Source organism: Alteromonas sp. S005 (genome assembly GCF_036864475.1).
Lineage (GTDB): Bacteria > Pseudomonadota > Gammaproteobacteria > Enterobacterales > Alteromonadaceae > Alteromonas.
Genome location: NZ_JAZETN010000005.1, coordinates 192,948 through 218,824, shown reverse-complemented (window position 1 = coordinate 218,824; position 25,877 = coordinate 192,948). Strand labels below are relative to the sequence as shown.

General features: G+C 45.4%; 18 protein-coding genes. 11 read left to right on the top strand and 7 right to left on the bottom strand.

What is annotated here, in order from left to right:
• Nucleotides 1-29 precede the first annotated feature (29 nt).
• Complete coding sequence (gene rapA, locus V7R55_RS08925) at nt 30-2,891, bottom strand: RNA polymerase-associated protein RapA (protein WP_334059155.1); 2,862 nt, start codon at nt 2,889-2,891, stop codon at nt 30-32.
• Between the two features lie 332 nt (nt 2,892-3,223).
• Between rapA and V7R55_RS08920 the strand changes: the two genes are divergently transcribed.
• Nucleotides 3,224-4,000: a DUF4019 domain-containing protein gene (locus V7R55_RS08920; protein WP_334059154.1), complete on the top strand. Its 777-nt coding sequence runs from the start codon at nt 3,224-3,226 to the stop codon at nt 3,998-4,000.
• A gap of 1 nt (nt 4,001) precedes the next feature.
• Here V7R55_RS08920 and V7R55_RS08915 read toward each other — a convergent pair whose 3' ends face one another.
• Nucleotides 4,002-5,399, bottom strand: a complete 1,398-nt coding sequence (locus V7R55_RS08915) for a hypothetical protein (RefSeq protein ID WP_334059153.1) — start codon at nt 5,397-5,399, stop codon at nt 4,002-4,004.
• Between the two features lie 521 nt (nt 5,400-5,920).
• Here V7R55_RS08915 and V7R55_RS08910 point away from each other — a divergent pair.
• The 3 genes from V7R55_RS08910 (at nt 5,921) to ccoG (ending at nt 10,418) form a co-directional block, all read left to right on the top strand.
• A complete protein-coding gene (locus tag V7R55_RS08910; protein ID WP_014978266.1) occupies nt 5,921-7,318 on the top strand; it encodes a PhoH family protein in 1,398 nt (465 codons plus the stop codon).
• Between the two features lie 93 nt (nt 7,319-7,411).
• Entirely contained in the window at nt 7,412-8,809 is a 1,398-nt protein-coding gene (locus V7R55_RS08905) for an aminotransferase-like domain-containing protein (protein WP_334059152.1), read from the top strand.
• Between the two features lie 235 nt (nt 8,810-9,044).
• The gene (gene ccoG, locus V7R55_RS08900; RefSeq protein ID WP_334059151.1) at nt 9,045-10,418 is read left to right on the top strand and encodes a cytochrome c oxidase accessory protein CcoG; all 1,374 of its coding nucleotides are present in this window, start codon (nt 9,045-9,047) and stop codon (nt 10,416-10,418) included.
• 7 nt (nt 10,419-10,425) lie between these two features.
• Here ccoG and V7R55_RS08895 read toward each other — a convergent pair whose 3' ends face one another.
• The 3 genes from V7R55_RS08895 to V7R55_RS08885 all read right to left on the bottom strand — a co-directional run bounded on the left by V7R55_RS08895 (nt 10,426) and on the right by V7R55_RS08885 (nt 14,915).
• Nucleotides 10,426-11,403 (bottom strand): hypothetical protein, encoded by a 978-nt coding sequence (locus V7R55_RS08895; RefSeq protein ID WP_334059150.1) that lies wholly within the window; start codon nt 11,401-11,403, stop codon nt 10,426-10,428.
• A 206-nt stretch (nt 11,404-11,609) separates the two neighbouring features.
• Complete coding sequence (gene cysG / locus V7R55_RS08890; protein WP_334059149.1) at nt 11,610-12,995, bottom strand: siroheme synthase CysG; 1,386 nt, start codon at nt 12,993-12,995, stop codon at nt 11,610-11,612.
• 129 nt (nt 12,996-13,124) lie between these two features.
• The gene (locus V7R55_RS08885; RefSeq protein WP_334059148.1) at nt 13,125-14,915 is read right to left on the bottom strand and encodes a DEAD/DEAH box helicase; all 1,791 of its coding nucleotides are present in this window, start codon (nt 14,913-14,915) and stop codon (nt 13,125-13,127) included.
• Between the two features lie 305 nt (nt 14,916-15,220).
• Between V7R55_RS08885 and prsT the strand changes: the two genes are divergently transcribed.
• The gene (prsT, locus tag V7R55_RS08880) at nt 15,221-17,995 is read left to right on the top strand and encodes an XrtA/PEP-CTERM system TPR-repeat protein PrsT (protein ID WP_334059147.1); all 2,775 of its coding nucleotides are present in this window, start codon (nt 15,221-15,223) and stop codon (nt 17,993-17,995) included.
• Between the two features lie 207 nt (nt 17,996-18,202).
• On the opposite strand, the gene V7R55_RS08875 is transcribed toward prsT, so the two are convergent.
• Nucleotides 18,203-19,057 (bottom strand): ion transporter, encoded by an 855-nt coding sequence (locus tag V7R55_RS08875; RefSeq protein ID WP_334059146.1) that lies wholly within the window; start codon nt 19,055-19,057, stop codon nt 18,203-18,205.
• A 186-nt stretch (nt 19,058-19,243) separates the two neighbouring features.
• On the opposite strand from V7R55_RS08875, the gene V7R55_RS08870 reads away from it, so the two are divergent.
• Nucleotides 19,244-19,396 carry a hypothetical protein gene (locus V7R55_RS08870; protein ID WP_167334069.1) on the top strand — a complete coding sequence of 51 codons (153 nt, stop codon included), beginning with the start codon at nt 19,244-19,246 and terminating at the stop codon, nt 19,394-19,396.
• Nucleotides 19,397-19,585: 189 nt separating this feature from the next.
• Here V7R55_RS08870 and tolC read toward each other — a convergent pair whose 3' ends face one another.
• The gene (gene tolC, locus V7R55_RS08865; protein WP_334059145.1) at nt 19,586-20,959 is read right to left on the bottom strand and encodes an outer membrane channel protein TolC; all 1,374 of its coding nucleotides are present in this window, start codon (nt 20,957-20,959) and stop codon (nt 19,586-19,588) included.
• A 295-nt stretch (nt 20,960-21,254) separates the two neighbouring features.
• Here tolC and nudF point away from each other — a divergent pair, with 295 nt between their 5' ends.
• The 5 genes from nudF to parE all read left to right on the top strand — a co-directional run bounded on the left by nudF (nt 21,255) and on the right by parE (nt 25,871).
• On the top strand, nt 21,255-21,881 hold the full coding sequence (nudF, locus tag V7R55_RS08860; RefSeq protein ID WP_334059144.1) for an ADP-ribose diphosphatase: 627 nt from the start codon (nt 21,255-21,257) through the stop codon (nt 21,879-21,881).
• A gap of 41 nt (nt 21,882-21,922) precedes the next feature.
• Nucleotides 21,923-22,318, top strand: a complete 396-nt coding sequence (locus tag V7R55_RS08855; RefSeq protein WP_334059196.1) for a DUF1249 domain-containing protein — start codon at nt 21,923-21,925, stop codon at nt 22,316-22,318.
• Nucleotides 22,315-23,148, top strand: coding sequence for a metallophosphoesterase (locus V7R55_RS08850; protein ID WP_334059143.1), 834 nt, complete (start codon nt 22,315-22,317; stop codon nt 23,146-23,148). Before V7R55_RS08855 ends, V7R55_RS08850 begins: the two co-directional genes overlap by 4 nt.
• 119 nt (nt 23,149-23,267) lie before the next feature.
• The gene (locus V7R55_RS08845) at nt 23,268-23,849 is read left to right on the top strand and encodes a YqiA/YcfP family alpha/beta fold hydrolase (protein ID WP_061439462.1); all 582 of its coding nucleotides are present in this window, start codon (nt 23,268-23,270) and stop codon (nt 23,847-23,849) included.
• Nucleotides 23,850-23,975: 126 nt separating this feature from the next.
• Nucleotides 23,976-25,871 (top strand): DNA topoisomerase IV subunit B, encoded by a 1,896-nt coding sequence (gene parE, locus V7R55_RS08840; protein WP_014997265.1) that lies wholly within the window; start codon nt 23,976-23,978, stop codon nt 25,869-25,871.
• Nucleotides 25,872-25,877: the final 6 nt, after the last annotated feature.

Here is a 25,877-nt window from a genome sequence, read left to right as displayed (position 1 = left end):
GTCGCTTTTGAATGTTTAACCTTTCGAGGCTACGGGTTATTTACCACAATACGAATGGCGTCCAGCTGAACATCTGCATCCTGAATAACTTTATCAAGGGCGTTCATTTGCGTTTCAATAAACTCAATTTCGCTGTCACGTACTGCTGGGTTACGCTTTTGAAGATCGCGCAAGCGCTGTATTTCTTCATTAAGCGTGCTGTGCATGCTGTTAAGTGCGTCGTGTTGCTTTTGGTTAGCTTGCTGATGGGCAAGCTTACGCGCCTTTTCAATGGCAAGCTCAAGCGGCTGTTGCAAGGCTTTTAGAAGCTGAGCCGAGATCTTACGTCCAATTTTACGCTTAACGTCGAAGCTTAATTCAGACGGGTTTCCTTGCGCATCTAAACACACTCGCACTGGCGTTTGAGGTAAGAAGCGGCCTAACTGAAGCGTTTTAGGCGCTTGCGCCTGCAGCACAAACAACGCCTCAACCCAATAAGCGCCTTTTGGCAAAGACGGCTCGGCAATGAAGCCCATGCTGCTTTTTCCGTGTACGTCGGTAAGTACTACGTCCATGGCGGTATGCACAAGTGGATGATCCCAACTTAAAAACTGCACGTTTTCTAGCGTGGTGGCAACACGGCGCTTGTAAGTAACCGTCATGCCTTCTGGGTCAAGACCTGGAAGCTGGCTCACCATCGATTCGGTTGGCATAAGAATAAAGCAGTCATTGCCTTTTTCATCCTGCTGAACACCGATAGCATCGAATACGCGACCCATAAAGCGGGATAAATCTTGTTCGCTATCAAGGGTAATAATGTCTTCAAGCAGTTGTTCTACGCGGCCCTCTCCCGAAGCATTAAGCTCTAGAAGACGATCGCGACCGGCTTCTAGTTGCGCTACGAGCTGGCTATTAAGCGTAACACTCATGTTCACTAGCTCGTCACGGGCGCTCATATCGTCAGGGTGTAAGCAGGCACCAATAAGCAATGGCTTCACGTCGTCAAACACACCAGAGCCCGTAGGGCAGGTTTTCTCGAAGGCATTCAGCCCTTCGTGATACCAGTCTAGCAATACGTGCTGCGCGGTTTTCGCTAAATACGGCACGTGAATTTGTACGGTTTGGGTTTGGCCAATACGGTCAAGACGACCAATACGTTGTTCAAGCAGATCTGGCGTAATAGGCAAATCGAACAGCACCAAATGGTGAGCGAACTGGAAGTTACGACCTTCGCTGCCTATTTCACTACACAGTAGAATTTGTGCGCCGTCTTCCTCATCCGCAAAATAATGGGCCGCCTTGTCGCGTTCAACAATGCTCATGCCTTCGTGGAATACACTATGGCGAATACCGGTTTGCGTGCGAATAACCTCACCTAACTCTTGCGCTGTGCGGGCACTTGCGCAAATAAGCAGAATCTTTTCTGGTTTAACGCTTTGCATGAAATCAAGCAGCCATTCAACGCGCGGGTCATGCTTGGTCCAGCTGTTAACCACGCTTGCCATACGTTCAGGATACAGTGAATAGGTTAAGTCGCCGCCGCTCACGGCATCTGAATAAACCTCAGGCAAAGCTAATTCGTAGGCGCTTAATTTACGCTCCGGAAAGCCTTCGATATTGGCGCGGCGGTTTCTAAACAGCATACGACCTGTGCCGTGACAATCGATAAGTTGGTGTAGCAACGCATGGCGATTTTCTGGCGAGCTTAAATCACCCGCATGTTCCATTACGTCAGGCGCGAATTCAGCGAGCTTGCTGCGTTGTTTGTCGTTAGGCTCGGCGTCTGAAAGTAATGGCGCTACCGCATCGGCCAGCTGGCTGTATTTCGATTCTTCATCTAAGAATGCATCGTAGCTATGGAAGCGAGCCGGGTCGAGCAAACGCAAGCGGGCAAAGTGGCTTTCGTGACCAAGTTGATCAGGCGTTGCGGTAAGCAGTAATACACCGGGTGTTTGGTTTGCCAGCGCTTCTACACACAGGTATTCGGCAGAGGGAGCCTCACTTGACCACGCAAGGTGATGGGCTTCATCGACAACCATTAAATCCCATCCTGCGGCTTGAATTTGTTGCTGGCGTTTTTCGCTCTTGCTTAGGAAGTCGATACTACAAAGTACCAGCTGGTCGTTTTCAAATTGATTCACCGCGCTCGCGTCAGACGTTTCGTCATCTTCTAAGCCTTCGCTCTTCTCTATCGCCTCGCAACGACTCTCATCGTAAATGGCAAAAGGAAGGTTAACGCGGCGAAGCATTTCAACTAACCATTGGTGCATGAGCGAGTCTGGAACCAAAATAAGCACGCGCTCTGCACGGCCGGTTTTAAGCTGTTGGTGAATAATCAGCGCGGCTTCAATGGTTTTACCAAGACCTACTTCATCGGCAAGTAATACGCGAGGTGCGTGTCTGCCGCCTACCTCTGACGCAATGTGGAGTTGGTGCGGTATAAGCGATATGCGCGCACCAGCAAGACCAATGGTGTTTGAACGTAAGTAATCGTATTGATGATCTAAAGCACGCTCGCGCAAATCGAACCATTTAGGGTTGTCTAATTGCTGACTGAACAGGCGCTTTTCAGGTTGGTTCAAGCGAATGTGGCTGTCTAGCATGGTTTCAGGCAATCGCGCTTGCGCTTTGGTGTCTTCGCGAAGCCCGTGATAGATGAAAAGATCTTGGCTTTCTTCTTTTTCAGTAATCGTCATTTCCCAGCCGTCTTGGCTTTTGACCGTTTCGCCAATTTCAAAAATTAGTCGCGTAAGTGGCGCATCTTGCTTAGTATACTTTCGCGCTTCGCCTGTTGCTGGATACAACACTTCGACTGAACGGAAGTCGCTACCAATAACGACACCTAACCCCAGCTCTATTTCTGTGTTGCTTAACCAACGCTGACCAACTGAAAATTGACTATCTGAACTCATAAATCACCAACCTATTTTTCGGGGGGCGGTATTGTACGCATTGCGTTGTGATAAGTCATTAATACTAGCTCATTTGATTTGCGGTTGCAGGTGGGGGCGCGATTGGGTACCGATGTCTCTGTGTCAACAAAACGATTAGCACTAGTAGGCCTCATTACTTCACAACGAGAGTGCTGGTAGCAAAAGAATAAGAGCGTTAACGTGCCCATCAGGCTTGCTTTGTCACAAGGTTGGCGTAAAACTGTCGTATCACTGACCATGGATATTTCTTACTGTTAACCGCGTTACGTTTTTAACGTATGAGAAGCGCAGCTAACAGGAGGAAGCGCGAGATGGATATGAAAGTAGACAGTCAAAAGCTTATACAACTTCGCAATGCTAAGGCATGGAGTCAGCAGCATCTGGCAGATGTGTCTGGATTGAGTTTGCGTACTATTCAGCGAATTGAGAAAACACAATCTGCATCACACGATTCAATAGGCGCACTTGCTTCGGTTTTCGAAACGACGCCCGATGCGCTTTTAATGGGGGAATCCTACGCCACCCCAAGTCATGCTCAAGTACAGCCAGCCACGCAAATTTCTACTGCGGACGACAGTGCGGTAGCTCAGCAGGGTGACCGCCCAACGTCGTTGAATCCCCAACATGTTCTTTGGATCACGCTAGCGCTCGCCATCAGTTTGTTTTTTGCTATTTATTATGCGCAAACGGTCAATGCGAACAATGGTAACAACCAAGTAATTGAAGCGGGCAAGCCAGTTAATGTTAGTAGCGAAGTCCTTGAAGATGCAAAAAGCTGGTTGGAACTTATCGACAGCGGCGAATATGAACAAAGCTGGAAAGAGAGTGGGGCTATTTTTAGAAGCGGTATTTCAATAGCTAAATGGGCAGAGGCAATGCAGCTAGTCAGGGAGCCATTGGGTGTAGCTAAATCGAGGGAAATTGCGTTAGCGCAAGCGCCAACTTCACTGCCAGGATTGCCTAAAGGAAACTACCTGATCTTGTCGTTCACCACTGACTTTGATTCAAAAACCACAATGAAAGTAGAGACCCTTTCTATGGTGGAAGTTGATGGCGAATATAAAGCAATAGGCTACTTTATTAAGTAGCCTATTCAGGTAAATGGTACAAAGTTTCAATTCCTTGAATGGCTTTTAAAGCATCATCGCTCGTTGCATTATTGATGGCTTTGATAAGTTCAGGTGCATTGTAAGGTTCTAACAAGGTTAAGAACGTCGCTGTGCCAGGCGGCATGCCACTATTCACTGCTTTTTGAAGTCGCTTCCATACGGTGAACAGCGACTCCTCACCTAACGTTTTTTGTTGCACCACGCTATCGATGGCGCGGTGCATTATCATCCCGCATGAATAATAAAGATTGAAGTGCCCGTTTTTATAAGCACGAGCCAGCGTTGTCTGCGCCAGCCCTTCAGTACAGCTCTCGAAAGCGCGGGTCATTCGGCTTTCAACGTAGCTATTGGCGTCTTCGTAGAGGAAGTTCATGGCGATTGCCGCAAAGTAGTCGGCGTTGCCCTCGTGCAGCCAAGACTGCTCCTCGTTTTCTGATACACCTTCGGTACTGCCGGGCTGATATAAATGGGCGACTTCGTGAGCAAAGAACCAAAGTGTTTGGTTAACAAAGCTGCTGTTATCGGCCTGCTCATTTAAGTCTTGTCTGTTCCAATGCATAAATATCTGGTTAGGTAGTGTGCCGCCTTGTGTAGAGTGATCATCTACGTTTGCATAAGAGGCAAATAACATGGGCTTTTCGCCCTTAAGCGGATTAAGAGAATGGGAGAAAAACGCCATCATGTTGGGTATATCTTCTTCTAGCGAAGCTTTAATGCTTTCAGGAAGCCCGGGATCAATTAGGGCAACCACATCATCGGTAATAATTGGCTGTTGCTTACCCACATACACGACTCTTCCATCATTGTTATCTGTCCACGACACGCTGTTTTTCACTACTTTGCCATTCAACACTATGTGTTCATCACTGGGAACATTGATTGTCAGGTGCCATTTATTATCTTCTTCAGTACAGGCATTAGCACAAGCAAACAGTCGCCCAGAGTGAAAGGCATTTCCACCATCAGAAAAAGGAGAAAATGGTGCGTAATCTTTACCCAAGTGTTTATAGGTGGGCGTCAGTAAAAATGACACGGTAGAGAGGGGCATGCCCGACTTTGAGCGCACAAGTTCTTGGTGTTTGGTGTCATCAAAGACGATTTCTATGTCGTTGTCTTGCGAAAACCAACGAGTTGTTCTTGATGTGTCTGGGTTTCTAACAAAAGCCAGCGTTTTGGCTGGCGTAGTTAATGTGTAGGTGACTACCCATTTTTCAGGCGTGTCAGCCGTGCTTTTCTCAACCTTGATTAGAATGGTAGAAGGGGAAGAATCATTGTGCCCTTGGCTATTCGCCCATGCAATTTCAACGTTAAAGCACGCTAGTAGCGCTAACGTCATGCTTATGGCCGTTTTTATTTTTGTGATGTTAAGCCAATTCATAGCTGATCTTTCCCTGAGTGTTATTAATTTAAACGCATCCACTTTATTGAGGTGTTGTGGCATTGGGTTAGCACCCGTGTTTAATTCACCGCTTCAACAAATACACCTTAGCCTATTTGGGTATTAAAAACGCAACTAAAGCTGCGCTAACTGTAGTTAAAGTGTGAACATTTGTTACGAACCAAGTATGCCAGTTTCTTGTTAATGCAGAATGGGAGCGCTGTGCTATCTCATATTACGTGAAGGGACTGCTCTTCGCTTATCACTTGCTCTAACGAAAAATAAAAAAGAAAAAACAGTGCTAAATCTCAAAAACTGGATTATGGTGGAATTAAGGGTTCGCTAATTTAACAAACGAACCTTTGAGGCAGAAAGAGTAGTACTGCTTCTCAGTCGACGCGAGTAGGGGAAGAAGTCCTGTTTCGAGCGGCATTCTCCTACAACCGTAACTGTAGCTTGTTAGCGCGTGCGTTCATAAATGAACAATACGTCTAACCTGGCTTTATTTACCGGAGTGAAGGATGCCAAGAAAAAATTCTACCGATACTAAGATTTACGTCCTCGATACCAATATTCTGCTGCACGAACCTCACGCTTTTCTCTCCTTTAAAGAACATGACGTTGTTATTCCAATGACCGTATTGGAAGAGCTCGACTACATCAAAGACAGCAAAAAAGACGTGGCGCGTGATGCACGGGTATCCATTCGGGCAATGGAGGATTTACTCCACGACGCAACGCCAGAAGATATGCTAGCGGGTGTATCGATGGAAGGGTTGGGCGCGGGTCAAACGGCACCTACAGGGAGTCTATCTATATTCGCCGACCTCAACATGGTTGAGGCTCAGCAAGTGTTTACCAGCAACGAGAATGACAACCGCATTATTAACGTAGCGCTGCACTTGCAAAAGACGTTCGCGCCGCAAAAAGTGGTGTTGGTTACCAAAGACTTAAACATGCGCCTTAAAGCGAAAGGGGCAGGCCTCGCTCATGTTGAAGACTACCGCACCGACCAGCTAATTACTGACATCAAATATCTATCTCGCGGGTTTCATACCTTTGAAGGTAATTTTTGGGACAGCGTAAAAAGCGTGGATAGCCGCAGCGAAGGGCGCGACACTATTCACACTATCCCCAAGTCTATGTTGCCAGAAGCGTATGTAAACGAGTTTTTGCTCGACGAAACTAAACAGTTTGCAGGTTTAGTAGAAGAGATCACCGACGATCATTTAGAGGTGTTGGATTTAGGTTATGAACGCTTGATGGGTCGTCATGCCTGGGGCATCACACCCAAAAATATAGGGCAGGCCATGGCGCTTCATGCGCTGCTAGACCCACACATTGATATGGTTATTCTCACAGGCCCTGCCGGTAGTGGTAAAACGCTCCTTGCGTTAGCTGCAGCCCTTGAAATGGTGGTAGAGCGTAACATGTATGACAAAATCATTGTCACGCGAAGCACGCCGGAAATTGCTGAGTCCATTGGCTTCTTGCCGGGAACGGAAGAAGAAAAAATGTTGCCTTGGTTGGCAGCAATTACCGATTCTTTGGAAGTACTCCACAAGCACGACGAAAATACCAAAGGTTCTATGAATTACATCATGGAAAAAGCCAACATTCAGTACAAGTCGGTAAACTTTATGCGAGGCCGAAGTATTCAAAATGCGATTGTGATTTTGGATGAGTCGCAGAACTTAACCGCGTCACAGCTTAAAACGATCATCACACGCTGTGGTGAAGGAACAAAGCTGATAGTGGGCGGTAACCTCGCGCAGATTGACAGTAACTATCTGAGCGCAGTGACCTCGGGCCTAACGTACTTGGTTGAGAAGTTTAAAGACTTTTCGGGCAGTGCCACCATTAACCTAGACGGCGTGGTAAGAAGTCGTCTTGCGAGTTTTGCTGAAGAAAATCTTTAACCTAAGATAACGCGTAAATTGGCAGTATTGTTTTTATAACAGAATACTGTCCTCACTGTTATACTCCGCTGGTGGGAAATATCGGAGTATAACGTGGCTAAATACGAAGCTTTAGCTCACCAACTTAAAGAGCAGATTGAGCGCGGCGTGTGGGTAGAAAACGAAAAACTCCCATCGCTTCGCAAACAGGCAGCACAAACAGGCTTCAGCCTAATGACAGTGCTGCACGCCTATCAGATGTTAGAAAGCCAAGGCATGGTCAGCTCCCAAGAACGTTCGGGCTTTCTGGTAACAGCTAAAGCGAGCAATGCCTCAAAAGAACGTGTACAGGCCACGGAAGCCGTCAGCATTAACGACTTTGTATATGAAGTGCTGCAGGCCTCTCGCGACCCTCACATGTTCAGTTTAGGATTTGCGTACCCCGACCCAAGCCTTTATCCAAGGCAACATTTAAATAAGTCTATTGCAGCTGCCGCCCAGCAAATTTCCTTGACCAGCGCCATGGATAATTTGCCTCCAGGTAACCTGGACCTTAGAAAAATCATCGCTAAGCGCTATGCCGCCAAAGGCGTGAATATATCGCCTGATGAAATCATTATTACCGCTGGTGCGCTAGAGGCGCTGAACTTGAGTTTGCAGGCATGCACCACACCAGGAGACTGGGTGGTTGTTGAGTCGCCGGTGTTTTACGGAACGCTGCAGGCGCTTCAACGTTTAGGTCTAAAAGCGATTACTGTAACGGTATCACCCAACACTGGCCTAGATGTAGCAGCACTTGAGCGCGCATTTAAAAATCATAATGTGAAAGCCTGCTGGCTTATGAGCAACTTTCAAAATCCTGTTGGATACTCATTGAGTGACGTTCAAAAACAGCAGGTGGCCGCGTTACTGGATAAGTATAATGTTGCCCTTATTGAAGATGATGTGTATGCCGAGCTTTATGCTGATAAGCGTCCACCTCTGCCAATTAAGCATTTTATGAAAGAGGGAGATAGCATGTTGTGTTCATCGTTCTCCAAGTCTTTAGTGGCAGGGTACAGAATAGGGTGGGTCGCCGCAGGTAAGCGTGCCCTTGAAATACAAAAACAGCAGCTTATGAGTACATTGGCAACCAGTGCGCCGATACAGCTTGCGCTTGTAGACTATTTATCCACAAAAAATTACGAGTCTCATTTAAAGCAGCTGCGAAAAAAACTCATCGCTCGTAAGAAGACGATAACGGCGCTGCTTACCGACCTTCTATCAGACGTTGCGACTATTCATACACATAGCGGCGGCTATTTTTTGTGGGTGGAATGCCGGGGGCATGTTAATGCAATGGCTATTTATAAAGAAGCGTTGCGTTTACACATCACCATTGCGCCAGGAAAACTGTTTAGCTTAACCAATGAGTTTAACCATTGTTTTCGTTTAAATGCATCGTTTGCTCTGAATGAAGCGAAGCGCAATCAACTGCTTAAGCTTTCGCTATTTATAAAAAGTCTTTCATAAATAACGCGTTATCACTCTGTGTAACGCAAACCGTAGTTTTTGCACATTATGTATAGGGTGCAGGTTTGAAAACAAGAAAAACATTCACCTTAAAAATCTGCGACTTCAAAGCCTACACCTTAAATATCTACGCCTTAAAATCTATTGCAACTGATCTATAAAGAAACCCCTAATCTGTTTCTATTTTAACGGCCTTAAATCCCTACCATTAGCGCAAAATTTTCGGAGAAAGCTAATGACGGCAGTTAAAATTCGGCAAGAAGACATCATTGCTTGTACACCCGTAGAAAGCAAAAAAATCTATATCCGTGAGGAAACCGGGCACTTTCAAAAAATACGTCGATACTTGAATGTAGTATTAGTGACGCTGTTTGTTGCGCTTCCCTTTATTCAATACCAAGGACAGCAGGCGATTTTGTTTGATGTAGGGCGTCAAACCCTCACACTTTTTGCATGGGTGTTGTATCCACAAGACCTCATGATTTTTGCCTTTCTGTTTATTCTTGCGGCTTTTGTTTTGTTTTTAGTCACCCGTCATTACGGGCGAGTATGGTGTGGTTTTACTTGCCCTCAAACCGTATGGACACTCGCTTTCAATTGGGTAGAGCGCCGCATTGAAGGTACGCACAATCAAAGTAAGGCTTTAGATAAGCAGCCTAGTTCGCTAAAAAAAGTAGCAGTGAAAGGGGCAAAGCACGTTGCATGGTTGGCATTAAGTATTATTACTGCACTGGTATTTATGTCTTACTTCTATCCGGCATCTCGTCTATACACGGAGTTTTTTACTTTCTCTGCGCCTGCGTTAATTTCAGGCTGGACAATTTTCTTTGCCGTTTGCACTTATGCCAATGCCGGTTGGCTTCGAGAGAAAATGTGCACGCACATGTGCCCCTATTCTCGCTTTCAAGCTGCGATGTTTGATAACAGTACGTCATTGGTCACTTACAACGAAACCAGAGGAGAAAGTCGCGGCCCAAGGAAGCGTTTTTCACAGCATAAAGGCCTGGGCGATTGTGTCGATTGTAATTTATGTGTTCAAGTCTGCCCAGCAGGCATAGACGTACGTGAAGGAATTCAGTACGAGTGCATTAACTGTGGCCTGTGTATTGACGCATGCGATAAGGTCATGGCCAAATTTGGCTATCCACTCAAACTTATAAATTTTACCCGAGCCGGCAGAAATTCTGGGCGTAAATTCACTAACTATCTTTACGGCGCAGCAATCATTGCCATACTGCTCGCAATGGGCGAGTGGGCTATCGACAGGCGGGACTTCGAAGCTTCAATTAGCCGTGACCGCAACGCGCTTTACAGAGAGAACAACGCGGGACACATTGAAAACACTTATACGTTAACCGTCTTAAATAAATCCCGCGTGGCCAAAACCTATGAAATTGCTATAGATACGTCATCAGATATGCAGCTTATTAACGTACCGACCATAAACGTAGCTCCAGGCGAAAAGCGAAATGTGCCGTTTTCAGTTGAAGCTTTATCACCAATGGCTAACTCCATGCAGTCTGTTAACTTTGTTATTGTCGATAAATCTACCAACAGTGTGATTGGCAATGAAGTGATGTTCTATTCAGGGAATAACAGGCAAATGTAGATGAAACTTACTCTACCACTTCCACTTGATAGCGCCCGGTCACAATGTAGCGCTCTGTATCTTCGGATACTTGCCCGAAAGGAATGAGTGCTGGGCCGGTTGGATCATAGAGCACGTAGGTGTTTCCCTCGTGCTCAATAGTTTTGTCATCTTCAATAGGTGTCAATGCAATACCGAGCAAGGCATGATTTGGTAAAAATACCATGATCATTTTTGTAGAAGGTAAAAACGCGCGCACCATTGAAGACGCCAGTACTGCCTTACTATCGCAATCACCAAGGTTCTGCATAAGTACGCTTACAGGCGGCGCATAGCCAGAGCCATTACTTACTACTCTGTCTTCCAAAGTGTCGTAGGGGATACTTTGAAGCCAACTAAGAATTAATGAAAAATAAGCTCTAGAGTCTGATTTTGAGGCAACTTTTTCGTAAAACGCCTGGGATGCTGCTATTAACGGTTTTACCGACTCAGCAACATATCGCACGTGGTCCGGTTTTACCGCCTTTTGATTAAACAAGGTTGTGAAGCGCGTAAAGTAATGATCTCGCAAGTACTTATCGTACTCTTGCTGCTGAATAGCTTTTAATTTACTGAGTATTTCTTCAACCTTTGCTTCATCTGACCCTGTAACCTGGATATCAATAGACTCTCTTTTGGGCGTTATCTTCACACGCGCAACTTTAGGATCTATTTTTTTGGCTTCTTTGGTTAATGCAACAATGATGTATCGCTGTGCTATTTTCGGCTTGTAGTTAGCTTGCTGAGAGGGAGCTTCTTTCAATGCACTTTTAGATAACTCAAAAGAAATAGATTGTCGCGTGTTATCGTTATCTAGCCATTCGTAGCTAAAATTTACCCCAGTATCCGTGTTAACTTTGCTGTATTTGAGCTGTTCGCTGTGTGCAGCAGATGATAGGAAAAAGCTGAAAAACAGCATATGCATGCTAGCTGCTTTTAATGTGCTGAACCCGTGAAATCGAGACACGAAGACATATCTTTTCAACGCATTTCTTGTTGCTGCCTGTGCAAGACTCTTCACACTGTTTATCAACCCTTATCCGTTATGTTCATAACATCACTGAGTATGCGCACCTGTGTGTAAAAAACAAGTATATGATGCATTCGGCCCGAAGGGATGATTAGGTGCGGTAAGTTTAGGAGTTCATCAATTAAAAAGGCGACATGCGTCGCCTATTCTTGAAACCAGTTTAATTCATTGTGAAGACTCACAACGCTACCCACAATAATAAGTGTAGGAGGCTGGAGCTGCGCTTTTTCCTGCTTAGCAACAATGTCTTCAAGCGTCCCCGTTAATACCTGCTGCTTTTCTGTAGTGGCTGACTGAACCAGTGCTATTGGTGTAGAGGCATCAAGCCCATGCTCAATCATTTTTTCACAAATGATGGGTAAACCCGTTAGACCCATATAGAACACAGCGGTTTGGTTTTTTTGTGCAAGGGCAGGCCAATTAAGGTCAATGGTGCCATTTCTTAAGTGGCCAGTGGCGAATACCACAGACTGTGCATGGTCTCTATGAGTAAGCGGAATACCTGCATAGCTTGATGCGCCGCTTGCTGCAGTAATGCCGGGAACCACTTGAAACTCAATACCGTGCTGAATAAGGGTTTGAATTTCTTCTCCGCCACGACCGAATATGAAGGGGTCGCCGCCTTTCAAGCGCACCACGCGATTACCTTTTTTCGCTTCATCAACCATTAGCTGATTAATATCGTCCTGAGGAAGCGTGTGATTGCTTTTGGCCTTACCTACATAGATTTTCTCAGCATCGCGACGCACAAGCTCAAGAATTTGTGGCGAAACTAAACGGTCGTAAACAACCACATCGGCTTTTTGCATTAAGCGAAGGGCGCGAAAGGTAAGTAAGTCTGGATCGCCAGGACCTGCCCCTACCAAATAAACTTGCCCGTCGACTTTTTTGTCTTCAGCGGCAGCTTGCAATGCTAAGTCAAACGCTTCATCAGCTTTTTGGTCTTGGCCCTTTTCAACCATTTCTGCAATGTCGCCGTCAAGAACGTCCTCCCAAAAGTAGCGTCTTGCGGTTACACCGTTAAGTGTCTGTTTTACTTTATCGCGGAATTTTTCAGAAAACGCCCCTAATCGACTTAAATTGGCCGGCAGAACAGTCTCTAACTTCTGACGTAAATAACGCAGCAGAACTGGCGCAACACCACCACTACTCATGGCGATAACGATAGGCGAACGGTCAACAATAGAAGGGGTAATAAACTGGCACAGTGGCGTGTTATCTACCACATTAACGAGCACTTTGTTGGCGCGAGCTAAGTCGTGAATATACTGGTTAACATCGCCCTTGTCGGTGGCAATAAACACCATGTCTTTATGGGTAAGGTCGCTATTTTCAAACTCACGTTCAATCAGTGTAACTTTCTCATTTAACGCTAGTTGTTTAACCGTGTCACAAACCCAAGGTGCAACCACTGTAATGGTTGCAGGTGTCTTCATAATAAGCTCTAGCTTACGGGCTGCCACTTCACCGGCCCCAACAATAAGGACATTAAGTTTTCTAGCGTCTAGGAATAGCGGAAAGTAATCCATAAAGGTTTTCTTAGCTTTATATACAAAAAAAGAACTGACACTATTTTGCGCCAATTCTTTTTAATTAGAAAACAACGAAAACAGCCTTCATATTGCAATTAGTTATATAAAGGCTGAATGTATTGCTATTTAGTTCTTACGCTTACGGTTTTCGCGGTCTCCGCGATTGCCTCGGTCTTCACGGTTGCCGCGAGGTGCTCTGTCGCCGCGATTACCACGATCGCCACGACCTTCTCGTTTAGCTGGTGGCGTATCGGACCATTCGCGAATATTTAAACGTTGGCCGGCAACACGGGTACCTTGAAGCGTATCGCGTGTTTCCTTCGGCATGCCATCAGGAAGGTCAACGGTACTGAAGTTGTCATAAATCTCGATAGCGCCAATGTGCTTTGAATTGATGTTCGCTTCGTTTGCAATAGCGCCAACAATGTTACCTGGTTTCGCGCCGTGAACATGGCCTACTTCAATGCGGAAGCGCTGCATGCCTTCTTCTGGCTTACGATTACCACGTGGTACTCTTGGTTTTCTCTCACGACCATCACGAGAATTTCTGTCACGGTTATCACGCGGTGGCTTGCTGTGAATGTCTGGTCGATCTGACTCTTTAAGAATTAACGGCTCATCGCCTTGCGCAATTTTAAGTAGCGCAGCCATGATGGTTTCAGGCGATGCTTCGTTTTCTTCTTTAATCATTTCAACAATAGGCATTAATGATTCAATGCTATCGTCTTGAGTAGCTTCGGCAACCGATTGTTTAAAACGGCTTAAACGTGTCTCATTAATCTCGCTAATTGAAGGAATAGGCATCGCTTCAATAGGCTGCTTAGTGGTTTTCTCTATAGAGAACAACAAGCGTTTTTCACGGTGAGAGATAAATAGGATTGCATCACCTTGACGACCAGCACGACCAGTACGACCAATACGGTGTACGTAAGACTCACTGTCATACGGGATATCGTAGTTGATAACGTGGCTTACACGCTCAACATCAAGACCTCGAGCCACTACGTCAGTAGCTACTAGGATGTCTATCTTACCCTGTTTTAGTTTTTCAACAGTGCGCTCACGGGCAGCCTGTGGGATATCACCGTTTAGCGGCTCTACGTCATGACCACGGGCAGATAGCTTGTCAGCCAGTTCAACCGTAGCGGTTTTGGTGCGCACGAAAATAATCATACCGTCAAAGGCTTCCACTTCCATGATGCGCGTTAGCGCTTCAAGTTTGTGGTGAGGTGCAATTTGGCAGTAACGCTGGCGGATAGTACTTGCCGTGCTTACTTTGGATGCGATTTTTACGTGCTTAGGATCTTTTAAATAACGCTGAGTAATTTTCTTAATTGGACCAGGCATAGTTGCCGAGAACAGCGCAGTTTGGCGTTCTGCTGGCGCATGGCTAAGAATAAGTTCAACGTCATCGATAAAGCCCATGCGAAGCATTTCGTCTGCTTCGTCTAACACTAGGAACTTAAGTTCACTTAAGTCTAGTGTTTTGCGTTTTATGTGGTCGATGATACGGCCTGGCGTACCAACAACCACTTGAACGCCGCGCTTAAGCTGGCGAATTTGGTTGTCGTACGACTGACCGCCGTATACTGGAAGTACTTTAATTTTTTGACTAAAGCTCGCATAAACCTGAAACGCCTCTGCAACCTGAATAGCTAGTTCACGGGTTGGGGCCAATACCAGTAATTGCGGCTTACGTTGCTCAGGATCGATATTTGCCAACATAGGCAGGGCAAACGCAGCGGTTTTTCCTGTCCCTGTCTGTGCCTGACCGAGTAAATCGTGTCCTTCAAGAATAAGAGGAATACTCTCAGCCTGAATAGGAGACGGTTTCTCGTAGCCAACTTTTTCAAGGGCTTGTAAGATTGGTTCTGGTAAATTGAGGTCTTTAAATGTCATGTCGACAGTTGTTGTCATTAAGGGTCCTGGTGCATTAAGTAAGGAGGGTGCGGCATACGACTAAACCGTACTTTTTCGGTTTATTATCGCAAGACGCTATACAGCGTTGAACTGGCCTGTCCGGCGAGTTAATGAAGCGTATTCTTAGCGTATTTCGCGATATGCTTGCCAGCAGTGTTGCAAAAAACAGTATTATATTCGAATAATGGACAGGTTGCCACGAAATTGCATAAATTCGATGAAATAATAAGCAATTTGGTCAGTGCTTTTGACAAAGAACAGCAGTGAGACGACAAAAATCTGAGGAAGGGCAAGGAATTACAATGACAAAGTATAAAACAAACAAATTAATTAAACGCACCACGTTAGCAATGATGTTAACCAGTGCCCTTTTGTCAGGGTGTAGCGAGAAGTCGATGGAAAGCCATTTGGCTGATGCGAGAAACTATGCCTCTCAACAGCAGCTTGATGCCGCCATCGTTGAATACAAAAACGCTATTCAAAAAGCCCCTAATGCGGCAGAACCTCGCTTTGAACTAGGCAAACTGTACCTACAACAAAACAATTATGCGGCGGCAGAGAAAGAGCTGAACAAAGCGATGGACTTAGGGCATCCCGTTAGCCAAGTTATTCCATTGTTATCACTTGCTTACCAACAGTCGGGAGCGGAAAACGCCCTCGCTGAAGTCGATTATCGCGCAGAAGGAATGACAGCGGTTGAATCAGCAGAAGTGGGCTTTTATAAGCTTCAAGCCCTTATGCAGCTTGGTAAAAAAGAAGAGGCGCAAGCGCTTCTTGCCGATCTTTCTACCCTAGATACAAGTTCTGTTTACAAGGGCCTTATTGATAGTTATGCCTTCGTACTAGAAAACGATATGGAAGGTGCATTAGCCGCAACAGAAGCGTTGCGTGAGCAAGCGCCGACCAACAAAGACGTATTGCAACAGCTTGCCAAAATTTACCTGCAAAATGGCGAACCAGAAAAAGCTGCAGAAGTATATGGCGTTTATGTTAGCCAGTTTCCTGATGACGTTACCAGCAAATTTGCGTATGCCGCGCTTCTTATTGAGATAAGAGATCTTGATAACGCTCAGCCTATTGTCGATGACTTGTTGGTGCTGAACGAAAACCATCCGCTGCTAAATACTTTTAAAGGCATTATTGAGTCAGCCAACGAAAATTACGCGAAAGCCTTAAAACACCTAGAGATAGCCGTTCAAAACGGCAGAAGTGACCAAGTGGTGCGCTTGGTTGCGGGCTTTAGCGCTTACCAAATACAAGATTTTGAAGCTGCGCAACGTCACCTTACAATGGTTGCGTCTAGCCTTCCCGACAATCATCCAGGCCTTCGCATGCTGGCAGACAGTATGTTGCAGTTAGGTGAGAACGATGAAGCGCTAAAAGTGTTAGCCAGAGTCGAAGGTGAGCAGGGTGTTGATGCGGCCCTGTTTTCGAAAGCCAGCTACCAGTTGCTAAGAGAAGGCAACGTCATTGGTGCGCAGCAGATGGTAGAAAAATCTGAAGGGGTGAGTACTACAGCCGAAGACTTATCGCGTTTAGGGGTCTTACAGCTTTCACTAAATGACATCGATGGTTTAGTAAACCTCGAACAAGCGGTTGAACAAGCACCTGAGTCCGTCACCTCACAGGCAACCTTACTGCGTGCCTACATAGCGACGAATCAGCTGGAAAAAGCAAAAAGTGCTGCAAAAGAGTGGCATGAGGCTTCACCACAGACTGCGGCGCCCCTGATTTATTTGGGGAACATTGCAACGGCAGAAGGGGCATACCAAGAAGCGGCACAATATTTCGACAAAGCGAGTGCGCTTGATGATGCGGGTAATGAGATCACGTATTCTAGAACTAAGCTACTTGTTGCTGAAGGCAAAAAAGACAATGCGGAAGCGTTCATTCGCACCTTCATAGATAAGAATCCCTCGGACGTTCAAGCGCTGGCGTTATGGTTTGCGCTAGCGATGGACAAGGGAAATGCAGATGCTGTAATTAATCATGCACAGACACAATTTAATGAGAACAAGAGCGACGTAAACCTACGCCTTTTACTAGCAAGAATGTACTCGCTTAATAACCAGCTAGATAAAACGGTTTCATTATTGAATGCTGTTGAAGGTGACGAGTCATCACCTCAGGCTTTTTGGAACTTAAAAGGTCAGGCACTTATTGCGAGCAATAATGTTAACGACGCAACGGCTTTCTTTGATCGCTGGTTATCATTTTATCCACAAGATAAAAATGCGGTGTTGGGTAAGCTGCTTATTGTCGACTCACAAAAGCAATTCAAGCAAGGTTTAGAGTTAACAAACAAGGTGTTGTCTAAGCGCCCAGACGCTCAGCTAACGCTTTTGAAAGCGTATTTTTATAGCCGTCTTGGTCAATCAAAACCGGCATGGGAGATTATCAATAATGTGTCTGAGGAGGTTAAGTCGCTGCCGTTCGTAAGGGGCGTTATTGCGCGTCTACACCTTATAGATAAGGCGCCTGAGCAGGCGGTTGAACACGCTAAAGCAGCTTATGATGCTACTTCAAACTCAGACAATGCTTTGCTGCTTGTTGCTGCCCTTGAAATGTCAGGTAAAAAAGAGCAAGCGTTTAGCTTTCTACAAAAGCACGTAAATACGCACAATAACGACGTTCAAAGTGCAATGTTGTTAGCTGAGCGTCAAATAGGAAAAGATAGAGCCGCAGCCATTGATACCTACGAGCTTATACTTACCAAAACTCCCGATAATTTCGTGGTACTTAACAACCTGGCTTATTTAGCATTTGAAGATAAAAAACTGAAGCGAGCTGAAGAGCTGGCGAAGAAGGCTGTATCGCTGCAGCGAGAAAATGCTGATGCCGTGGATACCCTTGCTCAAATTTATATTGCCAAGGGCCAAAAAACTGAAGCTTTGAAGCTCTATGAACAAATTTCAACAGCCCCCATTGTTAATGATGAGGTGTATTTAAATCACGTGGCCTTGTTGCTTGAACTTGATAAAAAAGCGTTAGCACAGCGACGCTTAGCAAGCAGAGAGTTCACCTCTGAAGCGGCAAAACAAAGAGCCGAAAGCCTTAAGCAGCAATACGGGGTGTAATGCTAATTCAACGAGCAGCGAGCTAGTGGACTTGCTTTATTGCGTTACAAAAACTAAACACGAACGAAGGCCACTTATTGTGGCCTTCGGTTTGTCTACGCATTCAACTTTTTCCGTGTGAATGCCCAGAGCGCGAGAAATGCGGATTGGTATTAAAACACGGCATCCACTATAAAGGCTTTGGCAAAAAAGTTTCTGCCAAGCTTGTTAGTCAGCTTTATTCACGTATTCTTTGTTGCCTTGAGCTGCAACTTGAGCCCTAAGTTCGCGCAGCTCTTTTAAAATATCATGCAACGTAGGCTCTACGTGACCCTGTGCAATTTGCTCTTCAAGTAAAGCGGCTTCTTTTTCTGCCCTTGCTTTTTCGTTTTCTCTTTCCATCACGTTTACCACAATGCCAATAACCATATTAAGGAAGGCGAATGCGGTAAAGAAGATAAAGGTTAAGTAGAAAATCCAGCTTAGTGAGTACACCTCTTGGGTTTCGTACATCACATCGGTCCAATCTTCAAAGGTCATGATCCTAAAGAGTGTCAGCATAGAGATAGTAATATCGCCCCACAGTACAGGATTAATAGTTTCAAATAGTGTACTGCCCACCGCGGCATAGATATAAAAGATAATAAACATTAGCAGCATGACGTAGCCTAGCTGGGGTAAAGCTTTAACTAACGACACAAGTAATATTCTTAGCTCCGGAATGATTGAAATCATACGAAGTACACGGAATACCCTAACCAAACGGGCTATGAGAGCAAGCTCGGTATCGTCTGCCGGAATTAGGCTGATTATTACAATGAGTGTGTCGAACCAGTTCCAGAAGCTCTTGAAAAAATAACGCTTTTTCTTTTCCGCTAAAAATCGAATGGTAATCTCAGTTAAGAAAAACGCGCTGATGAACCAGTCTAGAAACAAAGTAACAGACGACATTCCAGCAGGAAGCTCATAGGTCTTAGCACCGACAAGGAGCGCTGAAATAACGATAACGCTGATAACAAAGGCTTCAAACCATTTATTTGCTCTTATGCGCTCAAATTTATTTTGTAGTTCAGAGGCTTGCATTTTTATTTATCACTCAAGAAAAAAACAATAGGCCAAGAGGCTTGTCGTAGACCAACTTGGCGTTATACTAAAGTCGTTGTTTGCACATATTATGTGCCACAATGTAGGGGCGAAAAGGTGGTTTTAAAGCCTTTTGTCCTGCATATATAGCATCATCAAAGATAGAAAAATTTAAAGGGCATAATCATGGATGATGAGTTACGGCTGTTGCAAGAAAAATTACGTGCTGTTTCAGCGCGTTTATCTAGTTTTGTAATGACTAAACAAAATGCAGAAGCCTTATGTGATGAATACCGGCAATTGCTGAGCGTTTTGCAAAAATTCTCTTGCGCCAAATAGTCATTCACTTCAATGCTAACAAAGATTTATCATACCATTTCTGGCATTTACACGCTTCACTAGGAAACTTGCCAGGGCCTTCTGAGTGGGCAATTATCTGCGCGAATTGGTATTAGGTACAAAAAAGGGCAGCCAGTGGCCACCCTTCCTATGTGGTGTTTAAGCGCTGGTCTTGCGCTATATCACATCCTATTCGTTGCTACTCTTTTCTACAGGTTTAAGACCGCGGTTAATCATGGCTACGTCTTCCCCGGTAAGGGTTCCAGCCGCTTGCTTAAGCGTAACCACTGACTGAATAAAGTCATAGCGTGCGCCCGCAAGGTTACGACGTGCATCGAACAGGTTACGTGTGCTGTCTAGCACGTCAACAATGGTACGTGTACCTACATCAAAACCTGCTTCTGTTGCTTTAAGGGCGCTGTCTGCTGAGACCACTGACTGCTCTAAAGCACGAATCGTTGAGATTGACGCTTTTACATTGTTAAACGAGCTGCGAATAGACTGCACAGTTTGACGATAAGTCTGTTCAGCTGCTTGGCTTGCTGCAACATAGTTAAACTTAGCTTGGTCGGTTTGCGATGAAACGCGAGAGCCTTGATAGATAGGCACATTCAATTGAACCGCAACTGACTGACTATCAAGATAAGGTGTTTCAAACTGTAAGAACGGGTTTGAAATATCGTCTTTGCTTCGCGATGCGTTAGCTGTTAAACCAAGGGTAGGTAAGTGACCCGAGCGCGCAATTGAAATATCTTCTTTCGCGATATCCATAGCAAGTCTGTCAACCAGAAGTGCTAAGTTTTTATCCTGCGCAGTTTCTAGCCACTCATCGACAGCCGCTGGCACAGGCATAGTTGCGGCAAAATTCTCTGTGTTTAGCCCAAACAAACGATCGTGATATTTACCTGTAATTACGCGAAGCGCTTCAAGAGCAAATTCAAGCTGGTTCTTTGCTTGGATTTCCTGCGCCACCGTGCTGTCGTAATTGGCCTGAGCTTCGTGTACGTCAGTAATAGCCGTTAAACCCACTTCAAAACGCTGGCGAGTTTGTTCTAACTGGCGCTCAATGGCACGTTTTTCAGCGCCCACAAATTCAACATTGTCACGTGCACGTAGTACGTCAAAATAAGCAGTAACCGTACGCACAATAACGTCTTGCATGCTAGCGGCAAGCTGGGCGTCGCTTTGCTCGGCCACTTTTTCAGCGCGATCCAGCCCTAGCCAGTTTGCGTGGTCGTAAAGTGACATTTGTACCTGCAAACCATAATCGATAGTGTCTACGTCTGTTTCAAATACCACAATTTGAAGGTCATCAGCATTAGCACCTAACGTTTGTGCACGTTCAGCTGTAGAAGTTGTATAGCCTACCGAGCCAGATATCTGTGGTAGAAGGTTTGCGCGGCTAATACTAATCCCTTCAAACGCTGCATCACGTTGCGCTTTCGCTTGGTTTACCAATGGGTCGTTCGCCAGTGCTTGTTGATATACCTGCATAAGGTCATCGGCCAGCGCACCCGTTGTCATCGAAACTCCGATAACCAGCGACAGAAGTGTTCGTTTCATGCTTACGTCTTCCTGTTGTGTTCAAGTTGCGTCGTCATTCGCTCTAAGGGACGACTTAATAAAACCAAGTGTATGAAAATTCAACCACAAACCGAAAGTCCAAACTCGTAACAGTATTTGATTAACTGTAACAGAATATGTGATCTACCCACGCAATTATTATAGTAATAGACGACTTGTAATATGATTTTCTGTTATTCGCTCACACCCCGTTATGCATTTTTAACGCATATACATGGTTGGTGTGTAAATGTACTATGTATGATAAATCTATTTGAACCATAAGTGTCAGCAAATGAGCAAGGAATTCCTTTCATTTACCTCAAATGACGTCGAAATCACTGACATTAAGCCAGTGTATCGTGGTTTCTTTACCATGAATCAGTATCAATTTAAGCACAAGTGTTTTAATGGAGAGTGGAGTGATACCGTCACGCGAGAAATATTTGAACGCGGTCATGCAGTAGGCGTTTTGCCTTACGATCCAGTTCTTCAAGAGTTTGTGCTAATCGAGCAAGTAAGAATTGGGGCATTAGCCACATCTTCAAGCCCTTGGTTAATAGAAATTATCGCGGGCATGATCGACAAAGGAGAAACACCGGAGTCTGTATGTCATAGAGAGTCGATGGAAGAGGCAGGTATTACCCTAGATAAATTAACCAAAGCGCTGAGTTATTTATCGAGCCCGGGCGGCACGACCGAAAGATTACACATTTTTATAGCAAAGACTGATGCTAGCCAAGCGCAGGGCATTCACGGCCTAGAAAGCGAGTCTGAAGACATTAAAGTACACCGAATAGAAGAAAACACCGCCCTTGAATGGTTGGAAAATGGCCATATTGACAACGCCGCAGCGGTAATTGCGCTACAATGGTTCTTTATGCACAAAACACAACTTCTGGAGCAGTGGCAGACATCGTGACTCAACGCAACCAACGAAAATATGTACCTCATCTTCCTTCCATGCAGGCGCTTTGCGAACTGAACTACTCCCATGTTCTAAGAATTTTGCCTGATTGCGATACGGAAGATTTGAGCTATGAATTTTCGGTAGGAGTGGGCCTGTCTTATGAAATACGCATTGTGGAGTCTGCTCGCTACACCAGTACATTAAGTATTAAGCAAACCACTAAAGACATGCCGTCTTACTTAACGCCTAGTATGACGGTGCGCCTATATCACGACGCTCGCATGGCGGAGGTTATCAATAGCCAAAATACGGGAGCGCTCGAACCCTCTTACGAGTATCCGAACTTAAAGATGCGCCAGCGCAACGAAAAGCATATGGTGAACATCTTTTTAGCTGAGTGGCTAAACTTCTGTTTGCAACACTCCTTAAATTTTACCTCTGAAGCGTGATTACACTAATACAACTCAGTGATTGCCACTTACTGAAAGATAAAAATAAAACGGGATATGCGGGTATAGCGCCCTATAAATCGCTAGCACGCGTGCTCAGTAGCGTTCGAGAATATGTTGTTGATAGCGCTTATATTAAAAATCACGTTGCTCAAAGAGCTGCCAGCGAGCCAGAACAGAGAGCAAAGCACCAAGTACTTGTGCTAGTGACTGGGGATATTAGTGGCGATAATTCACCTGAGAGCTACGAGCATTTTATCGCATTGATGGAGCAATATATTGAGCCAGCAAATATAGAATGGTTTGTGCTGGCGGGTAACCACGATAATAATCCGTACTTTGAAAAATATCTTAGCAGCCGTCATTTAAAGAGCAATGACCCGATAAGCTTTCCCAATTGGCAAATACACGGCCTGGATACCCGCGCTATAACCAATAAGCAAACGGCAGCCGGGGAAGTAAAAGAAAGCGATATACAGGCGCTAGAACAAGCGCTAATTAGGTCACCACAGGCCAATCATCTCGTTGCACTTCATCACCACATATTGCCTTCAAACAGTTGGATGGATAAGCACTCGTTAGCTAACGGGCAACAGATAGCCGCGTTAATAGACGAACATCCACAAGTGAAAGCTGTCATTCACGGCCATGTGCATTCGCCATTGCGCCAGCAAATAGGAGTGAACAAAACGCTTTCTTACGCAAGCCCATCTACCTGTTGGCAATGGGAAATGCGTCCCGAATTCGGTGTTAGCAATGAAGCGCCAGGGTATCAGGTGATGAGCTTAATGGATGGTGGCTCGGTGGGCGTTAAGGTTGTTCGGGTTTAGCTTTCGCGCTCTTTGCTTAAGCGTGGCTGTTTTGGAAGTATTTGGCGTTAAGAACAGTTTTGAACTCTCATCGAGTCCATATTAAATATAGAAACAGAGAACACAGAATAGAGAAAAACATGCAGCACATTTTATATCTTCACGGCTTTTTAAGTTCGCCGAAATCCATTAAGGCGCAAGCCACAAAAGCGTATTTTGAGCAGCATCACGCAAACGTTACCCTACATATTCCAGAGCTGTCTAATTTCCCCAGTAAAGTAGAAGGCCAGCTAATTTCACTTATTGAGAACACTCCAGCTCTGCTTGAAAACGGGCTGAAGCTTATAGGTAGTTCAATGGGGGGCTATCTCTCTACGTTTTTGCTTGAAAAATTTGGAGGCAAAGCGGTGTTAATTAACCCTGCAGTTCGCCCCTACGAGCTGTTGCAAGGCTTAATCGGCACTCATGAAAATCCTTACAGCAAGGAAAAGTTTGAAATAGTTGAAAGCGATATAGGGGTAATTCAAGCGTTAGAGGCAGCGTCAATCAAAGAACCAAACAGTTACAAAGTGTTGCTTCAGACAGAAGATGAAACGTTGGATTACCGTTTGGCTGAAGAAAAGTACGCGCAAAGTCACCTGGTTATTGAAGAGGGTGGCGATCACAGCTTTGTAGGCTACGAAAATCACTTGCCTGCTATTGCCGAGTTTTTGCTGAAATAAGCGCATTGCCAGTCTTTACTAGCCCTGCTAACATCAAACATATTGCTGTGCGGCGCTATACTATATAGCTAACCTTAGTGCTGCGTATCTCTTTCTTTGTCGCTGGCTTAAATAACAACCATAACTATGTCAAATCAATACAATTCAGATGCTATCGAGGTGTTAAACGGCCTTGACCCCGTAAAACGCCGCCCTGGTATGTATACCGACACTACCCGCCCAAATCACTTGGGTCAGGAAGTCATCGATAACAGTGTGGATGAAGCGCTTGCTGGGCATGCCTCTAATATCAAAGTTATTTTGCATGAAGACCAATCGTTAGAAGTTATCGACGATGGTCGTGGTATGCCGGTAGATATTCACCCTGAAGAGGGAATATCAGGCGTAGAGCTTATTCTATGTAAACTTCACGCAGGTGGTAAGTTTTCAAACAAAAACTATGCCTTTTCTGGTGGTCTTCACGGGGTAGGGATCTCGGTAGTTAACGCGCTTTCAACCCGCGTAGAAGTGACTATTCGACGAGACAGTAACGTATACCAAATTGCCTTTGAAAACGGCGACAAAGTCGAAGACTTACAGGTTATCGATACCTGCGGTAAACGCAATACAGGAACCCGTGTTCACTTCTGGCCTGACCCGCAATATTTCGACTCGGCAAAATTCTCAGCCAGCCGACTTGTGCACAACTTGCGCGCTAAAGCGGTGTTAAGCCCGGGTCTGCGCATTCGTTTCGACAACAAGATTACCAAAGAAAGCCAAGAGTGGTATTACGAAGATGGCCTTAAAGACTACCTCTACCAAGCGGTAGAAGAGTTTGAAACCTTACCGTCTGACACGCCGTTTGTGGGTACATTCAGCGGCAATACAGAAGCCGCCGATTGGGCTGTAATGTGGTTGCCTGAAGGTGGAGATTTGGTAACGGAAAGCTACGTTAACCTTATTCCTACAGCGCAAGGCGGTACACACGTCAATGGGTTGCGCCAAGGCTTACTGGAGTCAATGCGCGAATTCTGCGAATTTAGAAACTTAATGCCCCGTGGCGTTAAGTTATCGCCTGATGATATTTGGGACCGCTGTGCTTATATCCTGTCGACTAAGATGCAGGACCCACAGTTTGCCGGGCAGACTAAAGAGCGCCTGTCTTCACGTCAGGCCAGTGCGTTTGTATCAGGTGTAGTGAAAGACGCATTCAGCCTTTGGTTAAACCAACACACTGAAATTGCTGAAGCGCTTGCTGAAATGTGTATCAACAATGCACAGCGCCGCCTTCGTCAAACCAAAAAGGTTGCGCGTAAAAAGGTCACTCAAGGGCCGGCACTACCAGGCAAACTGACCGACTGCTCATCACAAGATATTTCGTACTCTGAACTGTTTTTAGTAGAGGGGGACTCGGCGGGTGGCTCGGCCAAGCAAGCGCGAGACCGAGAGTTTCAGGCAATTATGCCGCTGCGCGGTAAAATCCTGAATAGCTGGGAAGTCGACTCTTCTCAAGTGCTGGCATCACAGGAAATTCACGATATTTCAGTTGCGCTGGGTATCGACCCAGATTCAACCGACCTGTCTGGTTTACGCTACGGTAAAATTTGTATTCTTGCCGATGCTGACTCTGATGGGCTACACATTGCTACCTTATTATGTGCGCTCTTTGTTCGTCACTTCAGAACCTTGGTAGAGCAAGGCCATGTGTATGTTGCTATGCCGCCGCTATTTAGAATAGATGTAGGCAAAGAAGTGTACTACGCGCTAGATGAAGGCGAGAAGCAGGGCATCCTTGACCGAATTGAAGCGGAGAAAAAACGCGGTAAAGTCAACGTACAGCGCTTTAAAGGCTTGGGTGAAATGAACCCGCTACAGCTTCGCGAAACAACCATGGATCCGAATACCCGTCGACTTGTTCAGCTGACCATTGAAGACGCTGAAGAAATGATGGAGCTGATGGACATGCTGCTTGCTAAGAAGCGTTCTGGCGACCGTAAAATATGGCTCGAAAGTAAAGGTAATATGGCTGAAGTGGTACTGTAACACGCC

What these genes read in the sequence shown, in the direction of transcription:
- rapA (WP_334059155.1), bottom strand. Translation starts at nt 2,891, where the DNA reads ATGAGTTCAGATAGTCAATTTTCAGTTGGTCAGCGTTGGTTAAGCAAC.
- V7R55_RS08920 (WP_334059154.1), top strand. Translation starts at nt 3,224, where the DNA reads ATGGATATGAAAGTAGACAGTCAAAAGCTTATACAACTTCGCAATGCT.
- V7R55_RS08915 (WP_334059153.1), bottom strand. Translation starts at nt 5,399, where the DNA reads ATGAATTGGCTTAACATCACAAAAATAAAAACGGCCATAAGCATGACG.
- V7R55_RS08910 (WP_014978266.1), top strand. Translation starts at nt 5,921, where the DNA reads ATGCCAAGAAAAAATTCTACCGATACTAAGATTTACGTCCTCGATACC.
- ccoG (WP_334059151.1), top strand. Translation starts at nt 9,045, where the DNA reads ATGACGGCAGTTAAAATTCGGCAAGAAGACATCATTGCTTGTACACCC.
- cysG (WP_334059149.1), bottom strand. Translation starts at nt 12,995, where the DNA reads ATGGATTACTTTCCGCTATTCCTAGACGCTAGAAAACTTAATGTCCTT.
- V7R55_RS08885 (WP_334059148.1), bottom strand. Translation starts at nt 14,915, where the DNA reads ATGACAACAACTGTCGACATGACATTTAAAGACCTCAATTTACCAGAA.
- prsT (WP_334059147.1), top strand. Translation starts at nt 15,221, where the DNA reads ATGACAAAGTATAAAACAAACAAATTAATTAAACGCACCACGTTAGCA.
- V7R55_RS08875 (WP_334059146.1), bottom strand. Translation starts at nt 19,057, where the DNA reads ATGCAAGCCTCTGAACTACAAAATAAATTTGAGCGCATAAGAGCAAAT.
- V7R55_RS08870 (WP_167334069.1), top strand. Translation starts at nt 19,244, where the DNA reads ATGGATGATGAGTTACGGCTGTTGCAAGAAAAATTACGTGCTGTTTCA.
- tolC (WP_334059145.1), bottom strand. Translation starts at nt 20,959, where the DNA reads ATGAAACGAACACTTCTGTCGCTGGTTATCGGAGTTTCGATGACAACG.
- nudF (WP_334059144.1), top strand. Translation starts at nt 21,255, where the DNA reads ATGAGCAAGGAATTCCTTTCATTTACCTCAAATGACGTCGAAATCACT.
- V7R55_RS08855 (WP_334059196.1), top strand. Translation starts at nt 21,923, where the DNA reads ATGCAGGCGCTTTGCGAACTGAACTACTCCCATGTTCTAAGAATTTTG.
- V7R55_RS08845 (WP_061439462.1), top strand. Translation starts at nt 23,268, where the DNA reads ATGCAGCACATTTTATATCTTCACGGCTTTTTAAGTTCGCCGAAATCC.
- parE (WP_014997265.1), top strand. Translation starts at nt 23,976, where the DNA reads ATGTCAAATCAATACAATTCAGATGCTATCGAGGTGTTAAACGGCCTT.